Raw genomic sequence first — 14729 nt, forward strand, 5'->3', positions numbered from 1 at the left:
TAGGACTTCAACGATGACGACTCCTGTAGAAACAGCAGCCAAGCATTACGTTCCCGAGAACCTCCCCACCCACATCCAGCACTACATCAACGGCCAGTTCGTTGACTCCGTCGGCGGGAAGACCTTCGACGTCCTGGACCCGGTATCCAACCAGAACTACGCCACCGCCGCGGCCGGCCAGAAGGAGGACATCGACCTCGCCGTCGCCGCCGCCCGCGAAGCATTCGTCAGCGGCCCGTGGCCGAAGATGAAGCCCCGCGAGCGTGCCCGCGTCCTGAACCGGATCGCCGACGCCGTCGAGGCCCAGGAATCCCGCCTCGCCGAACTCGAAACCTTCGACACCGGCCTGCCGATCACCCAGGCCAAGGGCCAGGCGCTGCGCGCGGCGGAGAACTTCCGCTTCTTCGCGGACCTGATCGTGGCCCAGTTCGACGACGCCATGAAGGTCCCCGGCTCGCAGATCAACTACGTGAACCGCAAGCCGATCGGCGTCGCCGGCCTCATCACCCCGTGGAACACCCCGTTCATGCTCGAGTCCTGGAAGCTCGCCCCGGCCCTGGCCACCGGCAACACCGTGGTCCTCAAGCCCGCCGAATTCACCCCGCTGTCCGCCTCGCTCTGGGCCACCATCTTCAAGGAAGCCGGCCTGCCGGACGGCGTCTTCAACCTGGTCAACGGACTCGGCGAGGAAGCCGGCGACGCCTTGGTCAAGCACCCGAACGTCCCGCTGATCTCCTTCACCGGCGAGACCACCACCGGCCAGACGATCTTCCGCAACGCCGCCGCCAACCTCAAGGGCCTCTCCATGGAGCTCGGCGGCAAGTCCCCCTGCGTCGTCTTCGCCGACGCCGACCTGGACGCCGCGATCGACTCCGCCCTGTTCGGCGTCTTCTCCCTCAACGGCGAGCGCTGCACCGCCGGCTCCCGCATCCTCGTCGAACGCGCCATCTACGACGAGTTCTGCGAAAAGTACGCCGCCCGCGCCAGGAACATCGTGGTCGGCGATCCCCACGACCCCAAAACGCAGGTGGGTGCCCTGGTCCACCCGGAGCACTTCGAGAAGGTGGCCGCCTACGTGGAGATCGGCAAGTCCGAAGGCCGGCTGCTCGCCGGCGGCGGACGGCCGGAAGGCCTCCCGGAAGGCAACTACATTGCACCCACCGTGTTCGCCGACGTCGCTCCCGACGCCCGGATCTTCCAGGAGGAGATCTTCGGTCCCGTCGTCGCCATCACGCCTTTTGAGAACGACGACGAGGCGCTGGCTCTGGCGAACAACACCAAGTACGGGCTGGCGGCCTACATCTGGACCCAGAACCTCACCCGGGCCCACAACTTCTCCCAGAACGTGGAAGCCGGCATGGTGTGGCTGAACAGCCACAACGTCCGCGACCTCCGCACCCCGTTCGGCGGCGTCAAGGCCTCGGGTCTGGGCCACGAGGGCGGCTACCGCTCCATCGACTTCTACACCGACCAGCAGGCCGTCCACATCACCCTCGGCAGCGTCCACACCCCGAAATTCGGGGCATAGAACCCCGCAAACCCAACTAGCTCGCATTTGTTGTCGTTTTGAGGCTCCAAAACGACAACAAATGCGAGTCAGTTGGGAAAGAAACCCCACCTTTCAAAGAAGAGAGAACATCATGACCAACTTCGTTCCCACCCCCACCGTCCCGGCACCGGATATCGTCCGCTGCGCCTACATGGAGATCGTGGTCACGGACCTCGCCAAGTCGCGCGAGTTCTACGTGGACGTCCTCGGCCTGCACGTCACCGAAGAGGACGAGAACACCATCTACCTGCGCTCCTTGGAGGAGTTCATCCACCACAACCTGGTGCTCCGCCAGGGACCCGTCGCCGCCGTCGCCGCCTTCGCCTACCGGGTGAAGTCCCCCGCCGAGGTGGACGCCGCCGAGGCCTACTACAAGGAACTGGGCTGCCGCACCGAACGCCGCAAGGAAGGCTTCACCAAGGGCATCGGCGACTCCGTCCGCGTCGAGGACCCGCTGGGCTTCCCCTACGAGTTCTTCTACGAAACCGAGCACGTCGAGCGCCTCACCCAGCGCTACGACCTCTACTCCGCCGGTGAACTGGTCCGCCTGGACCACTTTAACCAGGTCACCCCGGACGTCCCCCGCGGCCGCAAGTACCTCGAGGACCTCGGCTTCCGCGTCTCCGAGGACATCAAGGACTCCGACGGCGTCACCTACGCCGCCTGGATGCACCGCAAGCAGACCGTCCACGACACCGCTCTCACCGGCGGCAACGGACCCCGCATGCACCACGTCGCCTTCGCCACCCACGAGAAGCACAACATCATCCAGATCTGCGACAAGATGGGCGCCCTGCGCATCAGCGACCGGATCGAACGCGGCCCCGGCCGGCACGGCGTCTCCAACGCCTTCTACCTCTACATCCTGGACCCGGACGGCCACCGCATCGAGATCTACACCCAGGACTACTACACCGGCGACCCGGACAACCCCACCATCACCTGGGACGTCCACGACAACCAGCGCCGCGACTGGTGGGGCAACCCGGTCGTCCCGTCCTGGTACACCGAGGCATCCCTGGTCCTGGACCTGGACGGCAACCCGCAGCCTGTGGTTGTCCGTGAGGAGAAGTCCGAGATGGCCGTGACCGTGGGCGCCGACGGCTTCTCCTACACGCGTAAGCCTGAGGACGCGGCAGCAGGCAAGGACGCAGTGGGCTTCAAGCTCGGAGCCCAGGTCTAGGCCATGCTGGACGCGAAGACGATCGAAGCCATCGCCGACGAACTGCTGGAGGCCAACCGGACCCGCACCCCGGTCCCCCGGCTGACTGCCCGCTACCCGGATATGACGGTGGAGGACTCCTACGCGGTGCAGAGGCTGTGGCGGCAGCGGAACGAGGAGGCCGGCCGGACCCTGGTGGGGCGCAAGATCGGCCTCACGTCCAAGGCCATGCAGGATGCCACCGGCATCACCGAACCGGACTACGGTGCCATCTTCGATGACATGGTCCTCGAAACCGGCTGCTCAGTGCAGTGGGACCGATATACGCATCCCCGGGTGGAGGTGGAGCTCGCCTTTGTGCTGAAGGACGGGCTCAAGGGCCCGGGCTGCACCATCTTCGACGTCCTCAACGCCACCGACTACGTGGTTCCGGCCCTCGAAATCCTCGATTCGAGGATCCAGATGGAGGGCCGGACCATCGTGGACACCATCTCCGACAACGCTGCCATGGGCGCCATGGTGGTCGGCGGCCGCCCGGTAAAGCCCGACGCCGTCGACCTCCGCTGGGTCTCGGCCATCCTCTACAAGAACCAGACCGTGGAGGAAACCGGCGTCGCCGCCGGCGTGCTGGACCACCCGGCCAACGGCGTGCACTGGCTGGCCAACAAGATCGCCGCGCACGGGGACAGCATGAAGGCCGGCGACATCATCCTCGCCGGGTCCTTCACCCGCCCGCTGTGGGTCTACAAGGGCGACACCGTCCACGCCGACTATGGACCCCTGGGGAGCGTCACATGCCGCTTCGAGTAGAAGACACGTTCCGGTCCGCCCTCGCAGGGCAAAAGCAAAAGGGTAGAACAGGCCGGCCGCTGGCCGGCATGTGGGTCTGCTCCGGCAGCCCGCTCATCGCCGAACTCTGCGCCGGATCCGGCCTGGACTGGCTCCTGGTCGACGCCGAGCACAGCCCCAACGGGCTCGAATCCATCCTCGCCCAACTCCAGGCCATCCACGGCTACCCCGTCCACACCCTGGTGCGGCCGCCCGTGAACGACACCGTCCTGATCAAGCAGTACCTGGACCTTGGCGTGCAGAACCTGCTCATCCCCATGGTCAACTCGGTCGCCGAGGCGGAAGCGGCGGTGGCCGCCACCCGCTACCCGCCGCAGGGTGTCCGCGGGGTCGGCTCGGCGCTGGCCCGGGCTGCCCGCTGGAACCGGGTCCCGGACTACCTCGCCCGGGCCTCTGAGACCGTCAGCGTCACCGTCCAGATCGAATCGACGGCCGCCGTGGAAGCGGTGGAGGACATCCTGGAGGTCGACGGCGTCGACGCCATCTTCATCGGCCCCTCCGACCTCGCCGCCTCCATGGGGCTGCTGGGACAGCAGGAACACCCCGAGGTGCGCGCCGCCGTCGAACACTGCCTCGCCGCCGCCAAAGCCGCCGGCAAACCGGCCGGCGTGAACGCCTTCGCCCCGGCCACCGCCCGCGCCTACCTCGACGCCGGCGCTTCCTTCATCCTGGTCGGCGCCGACGTCGCCCTCCTCGCCCGCGGCTCCGAGGCCCTCGCCGCCGAATTCGTCCGGCCATCCGACGGCGGAACCCCCGCCAGCTACTGACTCTTCCCTTCGTAAGGACTCCCCCCATGACAGTTACTTCTGCGCTGCCCCCTGCCATCTCACCGGAGCGGGAGGCCGCGCTGCTCGCCTCCGTGCCGTCCGGCCTGCTCATCAGCGGCCAGTGGCGGGACGCGTCCGACGGCGGCACGTTCGACGTGCACGACCCCGCCACCGGGGAGGTGCTCGCCACCCTCGCTTGCGCCACCAGCGAAGACGGCCTCGCCGCACTCGACGCGGCCGACGCCGCCCAGGCCTCCTGGGCGCGCACCGCACCGCGGGAACGGGCCGAAATCCTGCGCCGCGCCTTCGACCTGGTCACCGAACGCGCCGAGGACTTCGCCCTGCTCATGACCCTGGAAATGGGCAAGCCCCTGGCCGAGGCCCGCGGCGAAGTCACCTACGGCGCCGAATTCCTGCGCTGGTTCTCCGAGGAAACCGTCCGCGACTACGGCCGCTACCTCACCACCCCCGAGGGCAAGAACAAGATCCTCGTCCAGCACAAGCCGGTCGGCCCGTGCCTGCTCATCACCCCCTGGAACTTCCCGCTCGCCATGGCCACCCGCAAGGTCGCCCCCGCCGTTGCGGCCGGCTGCACCATGGTGCTCAAGCCCGCCAAACTCACCCCGCTCACCGCGCAGTACTTCGCGAAGACCATGCTCGACGCCGGCCTGCCCGCCGGCGTCCTCAACGTCGTCGCCTCCGCCTCCGCGTCGGGGATTTCGGGGCCGCTGCTGGCCGACCCGCGCCTGCGGAAGATCTCCTTCACCGGCTCCACCCCCGTGGGCAAGCGCCTCATGGCCGACGCCGCCGAAAACGTCCTGCGCACCTCCATGGAACTCGGCGGGAACGCACCGTTCATCGTGTTCGAGGACGCCGACCTCGACGCCGCCGTCGACGGCGCCATGGCCGCCAAGATGCGGAACATGGGCGAAGCCTGCACCGCCGCCAACCGCTTCCTCGTCCACGAAACCGTCGCCCAGGAATTCACCCGCAAATTCGCCGCAGTCATGGGAGCCCTGACCACCGGCCGCGGCACCCAACCCGCCACCCAGGTCGGCCCGCTGATCGACGCCGGCGCCCGCGACGATGTCCACGCCTTGGTCAGCGCCGCCGTCGACGCCGGAGCCGTCGCCGTCACCGGCGGCGCGCCTGTCGAAGGTGCCGGGTACTTCTACCAGCCCACCGTGCTCGCCAACGTCCCCAATGACGCGGCAATCCTCGGCCAGGAGATCTTCGGCCCCGTCGCGCCCGTCACCACCTTCAAAACCGAAGAGGACGCCATCCGGCTGGCTAACGCCTCCGAGTATGGCCTCGCTTCCTACCTTTACAGCCGCGACTTCAACCGGCTCCTGCGCATCGCGGAACAGATTGAGTTCGGCATGGTCGGGTTCAACGCCGGCGTCATCTCCAACGCCGCAGCACCCTTCGGCGGCGTCAAGCAGTCCGGCCTCGGACGCGAAGGCGGCTCCGAAGGGATCGCCGAATACACCACCACCCAATACATCGGCATCGCCGACCCCTACGCCAACTGACACAGCGACGTGTCCACCCGTCCCCACAGCAAGGAAAAACATTGACTACTGTCCAGCAGGGGCAGCGCAGCCCGGCAACGGACCGCCGCGTAGCGTTCGCCACCATCATCGGGACCACCATCGAGTGGTACGACTTCTTCATCTACGCCAACGCCGCGGGCCTGGTCTTCGCGACACTGTTCTTCGAGCCCGCCGGCGACAACATCGGCATCCTCATTTCCTTCGCCTCGGTGGGACTCAGCTTCCTGTTCCGCCCGCTGGGCGCGTTCCTGGCCGGACACTTCGGGGACCGGCTGGGCCGCCGCGCCATGCTCGTCATCACGCTGATCATGATGGGGGCGGCAACCACCCTCATCGGCGTGCTGCCGACCTTCGAGACGGCGGGTGTTGTGGCGCCCATCCTGCTGCTGCTCCTGCGCATCCTGCAGGGCATATCGGCAGGCGGCGAATGGGGCGGTGCTGTCCTGATGGCGGTGGAACATGCGCCGCGCGGGAAGCGGGGCCTGTTCGGCGCTTTCCCCCAACTCGGCGTTCCCCTGGGCATGCTGCTGGCCGCCGGCGTCCTGGCCCTCATGTCCGGCGTGGTCTCCCCCGGCGCAGCCTTCGTGGAGTGGGGCTGGCGAATTCCGTTCCTGCTCAGCTTCGTCCTGATTGTGGTCGGTTTCATGGTCCGCCGCAGCGTGGAGGAAAGCCCGGTTTTCGAGGAGATCGCACAAAAGAAGCAGCAGACCCGCGTCCCGATTGTCGAACTGTTCAAGAAGCACTGGCTGCTGGTCATCATCGCGGCCCTGGTTTTCGCCGGCAACAATGCCGCGGGCTACATGACCACCGGCGGCTACATCCTCAGCTACGCCGCCAACCCTGCCGGCCTGGCCATGGACCGCACCGAAGTACTCCTGGCAGTCACCGCCTCCGCTGCCCTGTGGTTCGTCTTCACACTGATCTCCGGCTACCTGGCAGACAGCATTGGCCGCAAGAAGACCTACCTCATCGGCTACGGCTGCCTCATCGTCACGGTGTTCCCGCTGTTCTGGCTGGTGAACACCGGCAACATCTGGGCGCTGTTCCTTGGCCTTGCACTGTTCACGGTCGGGCTCGGCCTTACCTACGGGCCGCAGGCAGCCCTCTACAGTGAACTGTTCCCGGCCTCCATCAGGTTCTCCGGTGTCGCCATCTCCTACGCCCTGGGTGCCATCATCGGCGGCGCCTTCGCTCCGATGATCGCCACCGCCCTGGTCCAGGCCACCGGGACAACAGCCTCCGTGTCCCTCTACCTGCTCATCGTGGCGCTGCTTTCCACGGCGGCGGTGCTGGTGATCCGGGAACGCAAGGGCATCGACCTGGGCATCAACAACCAGGCCGAGCAGGAGGCCGGCGCCACCATCTTCGACCGGAGCAGAATCCCGGCGACTGAGACAGCCAAGGCCGACGCCAAGGTCTAGCCCTGCATAGTTAGCGCTGGATTGTCAGCACTGCACAGTTCGCCCCGAGTCAAGGGTCCTGCACCCAAAGACAAGCCACGGGCGGCGTGGCCGGACAACACTTGGATATGCCCGCCTCGCCGCCCGGCTGAGCGCACCTTCCTACTCGAAGTGGAGTACCTCTTGGAAACCTACGATGCCCTCCTCGCGTCCGTCACCGCCGGTCCCGGCCAGGAGAGCCGGACCATCTTCGACCCCGCTACCGGCGGCGTGGTCGGCGAGGCACCGGTCCACACCATCGAAGACCTCGAAACCGCGGTAGCGGCAGCGGCCGCCGCCCAGCCCGCCTGGGCCGCCCTGGGCCACGACGCCCGGTCCGCCGCGCTGCTCAAGGCAGCCGACGCCGTCGAACGCTCCGCCGAGGAACTCGCCCAGCTCCTCTCCCGCGAGCAGGGCAAACCCCTCAACGGCCCCAACGCCCGCTTCGAAGTCGGCGCCTGCGCCGCCTGGCTCCGCGCCACCGCCGCCACCGATCTCACCCCCGAAGTCGTCGTCGACGACGGCGAAACCTACGCCGAACTCCACTACAAGCCCATCGGCGTCGTCGGCGCGATCGGCCCGTGGAACTGGCCCATGATGATCACCATCTGGCAGATCGCCCCCGCCCTGCGGATGGGCAACACCGCCGTCGTCAAACCCTCCAAAATGACCCCGCTCTCCGTCCTGGCCCTGATCAAGGTCCTCAACGAAGAACTCCCCGACGGCGTCCTGCACGTCATCTCCGGAGACCGCGAAGTCGGCGCCCGCCTCGCCGAACACCCCGCCGTCGGCAAAATCATGTTCACCGGCTCCACCGCCGGCGGCAAAGCGATCATCCGCTCCTCCGCCGATACCGTCAAACGCCTCACCCTGGAACTGGGCGGCAACGACGCCGGCATCGTCCTGCCCGACGCCGACCCCAAAACCATCGCCACCGACCTGTTCTGGGGCGCCTTCCTCAACACCGGCCAGACCTGCGCCGCACTCAAGCGCCTCTACGTCCACGACACCATCTACGACGCCGTCTGCGAAGAACTCACCCACGTCGCCAACAACATGCCCATGGGTGTGGGCCTGGACGAGAACAACGTCCTCGGCCCCCTGCAGAACAAGGCCCAGTACGACATCGTCGCCAACCTCGTCCAAGCCGCCCGCGACTCGGGCGCCCGGATCCTGACCGGCGGCAACCCCGACCCGGGCCAGCCCGGCTACTTCTACCCCACCACCCTCGTGACCGACATCGACAACACCAACCCCCTCGTCACCGAAGAACAGTTCGGCCCGGCCCTGCCCATCATCCGCTACAGCACCATTGACGAAGCGGTGGAGATGGCCAACGCCCTCGACGTCGGACTCGGCGCCTCCGTCTGGTCCCCCAACCTCCCCGCCGCCCGCGAAGTCGCCGCCCGCATCCAGGCCGGCACCGTCTGGATCAACAAACACGGCGCCGTCGACCCCCGCGTCCCCTTCGGCGGAGCCAAACAATCCGGCTACGGCCTCGAATTCGGCGTCGAAGGCCTCAAGCACCTCGGCGTCCCCCAGGTCATCAACGGCTGACCCCTCCACCGGAACAGACCGCACCGGTACAGACAGGGGGACGGCCCGCGGCGCGGCGGCTCCGGCAATAGACTGAAGCCATGTCCCAGACCGGAATCGCCGCCAGCAGACGCTTCCTTCGCGGCCGGATCCGGACAGGGATGGTCCGGAGCCGGAATTCACTGGTTCCCGCGATCCAGATGACCTTCGGTGCGGTGGCAGCCTACGCCTTCGCTGAGTACGTCCTGGGGCATACGGGGCCGCTGTTCGCGGCCACGTCCGCCCTGATCGCGCTCGGCTTTTCCCGTGATCTGCGCATGCGGAGGGTGATGGAGGTGGGGCTGGGCTGCACCATCGGCATTGCCGTGGGTGACCTGCTGCTTCACTGGCTCGGAGCAGGGATCTGGCAGGCCGCCGTCGTGCTTTTGGTCTCCATCCTGCTGGCCCGCTTCCTGGACAGCGGCAACATCTTCACCACTCAACTGGCCCTGCAGTCGCTGCTGGTGGTGCTGCTGCCGGCACCCGCCGGCGGACCGTTCACCCGCAGCATCGACGCCGTGGTGGGCGGCGTGATCGCGTTGCTGGTCACCATCGTGGCGCCCAAGGATCCCCGGCGGGAACCGCGCAAGGACGTCCAGAAGCTGCTCCATGAACTGGCGGAGGTGCTGCGGGAATGTTCCGTGGCCCTGGTGGAAAGCGATTCCACCAGGGCGTGGCATGCCCTGGTCCGGGGCCGGAACAGCCAGCCGCTGGTGGATGCGATGCGGCACTCCCTGCGGGCGTCCAGTGAGGTGGCCACGCTGGCGCCCGCTTACCGGCGGCACCGGGACGAGCTGGACCGGATGGAGCAGTCGCTTGAGTTCATTGACCTTGCCCTGCGCAACAGCCGCGTCTTCGCGCGCCGGCTCACGAGTTCCATCAACCACGCCGCACTGTCCGACGAGGCCACCGAGAACATCGCCGACGTCCTGCAGGAAACAGCGGCGGCCGTCGACGAGCTCTCGCTCGGACTCGCCGAAGTCCAGGAGGGCGCGCGCCACGCGCACCTGCGGAGCGCGCGGCAGGACCTGGGCGAGATCGCCGGGCGGCTGCACCCGCGGATGCTTGAGGTGCAGAAACTCGAGGGTGAGACAGTGGTGATGCTGTTCCGGCCGCTCATGGTGGACCTGCTGGAAGCGGCAGGCGTCGAGTCCCGCGAGGCCCGCGACCTCCTCCCGCCGCTGTAACTCTTGGGCCCACGACCGCCGGGTTCCCTGACCGAGCTTGCGAGGTTAGGGGGCGGTTGGGGACGGCCGTAGGGTTCCCTGGCCGAGCTTGCGAGGTTAGGGTGCGGCCGGGGATGTCACAGCCCCCGGTTAGGGTGGAGCAATGGCTACAAAGACTTCCCGGGTTTCCAAGGCGCCGGGCTATAAATGCGCGGAATGCGGCTGGACCACGGTCAAGTGGGTGGGCCGGTGCGGTGAGTGCCAGGCGTGGGGCACCGTTGAGGAAACCGGCGTCGCGGTGGCTCGTACGACGGCGGCCACTACAGTTCTGGAGCCCGCCCGCCCCATTGCCGACATTGACGCCACGACGGCCGCCTACCTGCCCACCGGCGTGGACGAGCTGGACCGTGTGCTCGGCGGCGGCGTGGTGCCCGGCGCTGTCATCCTGCTCGCGGGCGAGCCCGGCGTGGGCAAGTCCACGCTGCTGCTGGATGTAGCCGCCAAGTTTGCCCGGACCGGGCAGAGCGTCCTGTATGTGACGGGCGAGGAATCGGCGGCCCAGGTGAAGCTCCGGGCCGAACGGATCAGCGCGATCGCCGACACCCTGTACCTGTCCGCCGAAACCGACTTGGGCCAGGCGCTGGGCCAAGTGGAGAAGGTGGAGCCGAAGCTGCTGGTGGTGGACTCCGTCCAGACACTCAGCAGCGCGGATGTGGAAGGCAGTGCCGGGGGTGTCTCCCAGGTGAGGGAGGTGGCTGCCTCGATCATTTCGGCGGCCAAGCGCCGGAACATGACCACGCTGCTGGTGGGGCACGTGACCAAGGACGGTTCCATCGCCGGTCCCCGCCTGCTGGAGCACCTGGTGGACGTCGTGTGCCAGTTCGAGGGCGAGCGCCACTCCCGCCTCCGCCTGCTGCGGGCGGTCAAGAACCGTTACGGGCCCACCGACGACGTGGGCTGCTTCGACCTCACCGAGGACGGCATCATGGGCCTCGCCGACCCAAGCGGGCTGTTCGTCACGCGCACCAAGGAACCCGTGTCCGGCACCTGCATCACCGTCACCATGGAAGGCCGCAGACCGCTGCTTGCGGAGGTGCAGTCGCTCATGGCCGAGACCCAGAACTCACAGCCGCGCCGGGCTACGAGCGGCCTGGACAGTTCACGGGTGGCCATGCTCCTGGCGGTCCTGCAGCAGCGTGCCGGCTGCCCGCTGCAGAAGGACGATTCCTACGTGGCCACGGTGGGCGGCGTGAAGCTCAGTGAGCCGGCCACCGACCTCGCGGTGGCGCTGGCGGTGGCCTCCGCGAAGCACAAGAAGCCCTTGCCGCAGCGCCTGGTCGCGTTCGGCGAGGTGGGGCTGGCCGGCGAGGTCCGCCCCGTCCCGGGCATCAACCAGCGCATCCATGAGGCGCACCGGCTGGGCTTCACCCACGCCGTGGTTCCTGCCAGCCCCACCGGTCCAGGCCAGGTCCCGGCAGGCTTTTCCGTGAGGGAGGTCGGGCACCTGACCGAGGTCCTGGATCTGCTCAGTCTTAAGGCAGGAGGCTAGCCCTAAACCAGGAACTTAGGCGCGGGTGACCACGAGCGCCGCGCTGTGCCCGCCGAAGCCGAAGGCATTGACGAGTCCCGCCGTCGCAGTGCTCCCGCTGACGGTACCGGTGATGACGTTGAGGTCCACCTCGGGGTCAAGGGTGGCCACGTTGTAGGTGCCCGGCAGGTCACCGGTCCGCAGTGCCTGCAGCGTGGCGATGGCAGCCAGCGCGCCCGCACCGCCGAGCAGGTGGCCGGTGAGGGACTTCGTGGAGGTCACGGGGACCTGGTTTCCGGCAATCTCCTTGATGGCTTGTGCCTCCAGCCGGTCGCCCACGGGCGTCGACGTGGCGTGCGCGTGCACGAACCCGATGTCAGTTCCGGTGACTCCGGCGGAGGCGAGCGCCTTCTGCATGACCCGCACCTGCATGTCCGGATCGGCTGCCACGATGTCGTTCGCGTCCGAGGTCACTGCTGATCCGGCAATGCCGCCCAGCACCTCCGCGCCGCGGGCACGTGCGTGCTCCGCGCTCTCCAGCACCACGATCCCGGCGCCTTCGGACAGCACGAACCCGTCGCGGTCCCGGTCGAACGGCCGCGAGGCCTGCTCCGGATCCCCGTTGCGTGTGGAGAGCGCCCTGATCTGGGAGAAACCGCTGATGATGAGGTCGTTGATGCTGGCGTCAACGCCGCCGGCAATGACGACGTCGGCCGCCCCGGACCTGATCATGTCGGCGCCTTGGGCAATTGCTTCGGCCCCGGACGCGCAGGCGCTGACCGGGGTGCGGGCACCGCCCTTGGCGCCGAGGTCGATCGATACCCACGCCGACGGCCCGTTTACCATGAGCCGGGTCAGGGTGTGCGGGGAAACCTTGCGCGGGCCGCCGTTGTCCAGCTCCCTGACCTGTGCGAGCACGGTGTCCATGCCGCCGTAGGCAGATCCGATGACGACGGCCAGCCGCTCCGGGTCGACGCCCGGCTTGCCTGCCTGTTCCCAGGCCTCGCGGGAGGCCACGAGCGCCAGCTGCCCGCAGCGGTCCATCCGCTTCAGCTCGCGGGTGCCCAGGAATGCGCCAAGGTCGGCGGTGACCCGGCCGGCGATGCGCACCGGCAGGGCCTCTGCCCAGCCCTCCTCCAGCGCCGCGATGCCCGACCGCCCGGCCAGCATCGCCTCCCAGGTCTCGGGGACGTTCGCCCCGAGCGGGTTGATGGAACCCATGCCGGTCACGACGACGCTGGCTGGTCCGGTTACAGGTGTTGCTGCAGAAGGCTGGCTTGTGGGCACGGCGATACCTTGCTTCGTTGGGTGGGTGACCGTTGGGGCAGCGGAGCCCCGTGCTGGCATTACTTTGCGGGGTTGTGCGTCCCGATCGGCACCAGCGTGAGGTCCGGATGGTTCTTCTCGATCCGGCGCAGTGCCCAGACGTCGTTGAAAAGGGCCAGGTACTCGCCGTCGGACCGGAGCAGCACCTCTGCGCCCGGCACGTTGGCCAGCGCAGGCATGGCGTCCGCCGTCGAAATCCTGGCCATGGAGTACGGAAGGCGCTCCAGCCGCATCGGCGCGCTGAAGTCGTGGGCCATGCGGTCCTCCACCACTTCGAACTGCATGGGGCCGACGGCGGCAAGCACCGGCGCCTGGTCACCGCGGACGTCGGAGCGCAGCACCTGGATGACGCCCTCGTGCTCGAGCTGCTCGATGCCGCGGCGGAACTGCTTGAAACGGCTGGGGTCCTTGGAACGGGCAACCTGGAAGTGCTCGGGGGCGAACAGCGGAATGGCCGGGAACTCCACGGCCTCCTCGAGGAACAGGCTGTCCCCCACCCGCAGCGACGACGCGTTGACCAAGCCCACGACGTCGCCCGGGTAGGCCTCGTCGATGACCTCTCGTTCACGGCCGAAGACCTGCTGCGCGTACTTCGTGGCGAACGACTTTCCGGTCCGGGTCTGGGTGACCACCATGCCCCGCTCGAACACGCCGGAGCAGACGCGGATGAAGGCGACGTGGTCGCGGTGGGCCTTGTTCATGCCGGCCTGGACCTTGAAGACGAAGCCGGAGAACGGGGACCCGACCGGCCGCGGCGAGCCGTCGATATCCGGCCGGGGCGCGGCCGGCGGGGCGAAGTCCACCAGGGCGTCGAGGAGTTCCTTGACGCCGAAGTTCAGGGCGGCGGAGCTGAAGAGGATCGGTGTGGCCTTGCCCGCATGGAAGCTTTCGACGTCGAAGGCGAGGTTGGATTCGATGACCAGGCCTGCCTCGTCGACGGCGTCAGTCCAGTTGTTGCCCTGGCTTTGCTCGGCTTCTTCCGGGGTGAAGTATTCGGTGATGGCGATGCTGGCGCCCGCGTTGTTCCGCTGGAAGCGAGCGAACCTGTCGTTGCGCAGGTCCCAGACACCGCGGAAGTCGCCGGAGATGCCCACGGCCCAGGTCAGGGGCATGGGCTGCAGGCCGGTGCGCTCCGTGATCTCGTCCATGAGGGCCAGCGCGTCCAGGCCGGGACGGTCCCATTTGTTGATGACGGTGATGATGGGGAGGTTCCGCTGCTTGCAGACCTCGAACAGCTTCATGGTCTGTGTTTCCAGGCCCTTGGCCGCATCCACGAGCATCACGGCACAGTCGACGGCGGCGAGCACCCGGTAGGTGTCCTCGGAGAAGTCCGCGTGACCGGGGGTGTCCAGCAGGTTGATCACGGTATCCCGGTAGGAGAACTGCAGGGCCGCGGAGCTGATGGAAATGCCGCGGTCCTTCTCCATCTGCATCCAGTCCGAGACCGTCTCCTTGCGGTTGGCCTTGCCGCTGGACGCACCCGCCGTGCCAATCACCTTGGCGTGCAGGGCCAGGGCCTCGGTGAGCGTGGACTTGCCGGCGTCCGGGTGGGAGATGACGGCGAACGTCCGGCGGCGGGAGGCCTGCTTGTGGATCTCGTGCACCCGGGCGGGGCTCTGCACTTCTTGGGACACGGGGCTACTTTCGCTGCGATCCGCGGGGGATCCGGTTGGGGAATGTGGCGGCGGAACCTGCCAGCCAAGGCTTCAAGTTTATCGCAGGGGCGGAAACCGCACCGAAAGGCGGGCCAAAAGTGCGCCCCAGCCAGCCGCCGTCGGACGCACTCCCGGTGCCCGTTCCGCAAGCCCCTGACGG

The 14729-nt window shown here is 67.8% G+C and carries 11 protein-coding genes; 9 read left to right on the forward strand and 2 right to left on the reverse strand.

The window, feature by feature from the left end:
- Window positions 1-13 precede the first annotated feature (13 nt).
- The 9 genes from hpaE (at window position 14) to radA (ending at window position 11609) form a co-directional block, all read left to right on the forward strand.
- Entirely contained in the window at window positions 14-1528 is a 1515-nt protein-coding gene (gene hpaE / locus BWQ92_RS08655; protein WP_076799151.1) for a 5-carboxymethyl-2-hydroxymuconate semialdehyde dehydrogenase, read from the forward strand.
- A 112-nt stretch (window positions 1529-1640) separates the two neighbouring features.
- A complete protein-coding gene (gene hpaD / locus BWQ92_RS08660) occupies window positions 1641-2732 on the forward strand; it encodes a 3,4-dihydroxyphenylacetate 2,3-dioxygenase (RefSeq protein ID WP_076799152.1) in 1092 nt (363 codons plus the stop codon).
- Window positions 2733-2735: 3 nt separating this feature from the next.
- Window positions 2736-3521, forward strand: coding sequence for a 2-oxo-hept-4-ene-1,7-dioate hydratase (gene hpaH, locus BWQ92_RS08665; RefSeq protein ID WP_076799153.1), 786 nt, complete (start codon window positions 2736-2738; stop codon window positions 3519-3521).
- Window positions 3506-4327 carry an HpcH/HpaI aldolase family protein gene (locus tag BWQ92_RS08670; RefSeq protein WP_172804264.1) on the forward strand — a complete coding sequence of 274 codons (822 nt, stop codon included), beginning with the start codon at window positions 3506-3508 and terminating at the stop codon, window positions 4325-4327. Before hpaH ends, BWQ92_RS08670 begins: the two co-directional genes overlap by 16 nt.
- Window positions 4328-4353: 26 nt before the next feature.
- Window positions 4354-5859, forward strand: a complete 1506-nt coding sequence (locus tag BWQ92_RS08675; RefSeq protein WP_076799155.1) for an NAD-dependent succinate-semialdehyde dehydrogenase — start codon at window positions 4354-4356, stop codon at window positions 5857-5859.
- A gap of 41 nt (window positions 5860-5900) precedes the next feature.
- On the forward strand, window positions 5901-7301 hold the full coding sequence (locus BWQ92_RS08680; RefSeq protein ID WP_076799156.1) for an MFS transporter: 1401 nt from the start codon (window positions 5901-5903) through the stop codon (window positions 7299-7301).
- A 162-nt stretch (window positions 7302-7463) separates the two neighbouring features.
- Window positions 7464-8876: an aldehyde dehydrogenase family protein gene (locus BWQ92_RS08685; protein WP_076799157.1), complete on the forward strand. Its 1413-nt coding sequence runs from the start codon at window positions 7464-7466 to the stop codon at window positions 8874-8876.
- 80 nt (window positions 8877-8956) lie between these two features.
- On the forward strand, window positions 8957-10081 hold the full coding sequence (locus tag BWQ92_RS08690; RefSeq protein WP_076799158.1) for an FUSC family protein: 1125 nt from the start codon (window positions 8957-8959) through the stop codon (window positions 10079-10081).
- A gap of 142 nt (window positions 10082-10223) precedes the next feature.
- A complete protein-coding gene (gene radA, locus BWQ92_RS08695) occupies window positions 10224-11609 on the forward strand; it encodes a DNA repair protein RadA (RefSeq protein WP_076799159.1) in 1386 nt (461 codons plus the stop codon).
- Window positions 11610-11624: 15 nt separating this feature from the next.
- On the opposite strand, the gene BWQ92_RS08700 is transcribed toward radA, so the two are convergent.
- Both BWQ92_RS08700 and BWQ92_RS08705 read right to left on the reverse strand, forming a co-directional pair.
- Window positions 11625-12875, reverse strand: coding sequence for a beta-ketoacyl-[acyl-carrier-protein] synthase family protein (locus tag BWQ92_RS08700; protein ID WP_257787664.1), 1251 nt, complete (start codon window positions 12873-12875; stop codon window positions 11625-11627).
- A 59-nt stretch (window positions 12876-12934) separates the two neighbouring features.
- A complete protein-coding gene (locus BWQ92_RS08705; RefSeq protein WP_076799161.1) occupies window positions 12935-14548 on the reverse strand; it encodes a peptide chain release factor 3 in 1614 nt (537 codons plus the stop codon).
- Window positions 14549-14729: the final 181 nt, after the last annotated feature.

This window comes from Arthrobacter sp. QXT-31 (genome assembly GCF_001969265.1).
Classification (GTDB): Bacteria; Actinomycetota; Actinomycetes; order Actinomycetales; family Micrococcaceae; genus Arthrobacter.

Excerpts from the sequence above, each read along its gene's own strand:
- BWQ92_RS08670 (WP_172804264.1), top strand. The coding sequence starts at position 3,506 with ATGCCGCTTCGAGTAGAAGACACGTTCCGGTCCGCCCTCGCAGGGCAA.
- BWQ92_RS08690 (WP_076799158.1), top strand. The coding sequence starts at position 8,957 with ATGTCCCAGACCGGAATCGCCGCCAGCAGACGCTTCCTTCGCGGCCGG.
- hpaH (WP_076799153.1), top strand. The coding sequence starts at position 2,736 with ATGCTGGACGCGAAGACGATCGAAGCCATCGCCGACGAACTGCTGGAG.
- radA (WP_076799159.1), top strand. The coding sequence starts at position 10,224 with ATGGCTACAAAGACTTCCCGGGTTTCCAAGGCGCCGGGCTATAAATGC.
- hpaD (WP_076799152.1), top strand. The coding sequence starts at position 1,641 with ATGACCAACTTCGTTCCCACCCCCACCGTCCCGGCACCGGATATCGTC.
- BWQ92_RS08675 (WP_076799155.1), top strand. The coding sequence starts at position 4,354 with ATGACAGTTACTTCTGCGCTGCCCCCTGCCATCTCACCGGAGCGGGAG.
- hpaE (WP_076799151.1), top strand. The coding sequence starts at position 14 with ATGACGACTCCTGTAGAAACAGCAGCCAAGCATTACGTTCCCGAGAAC.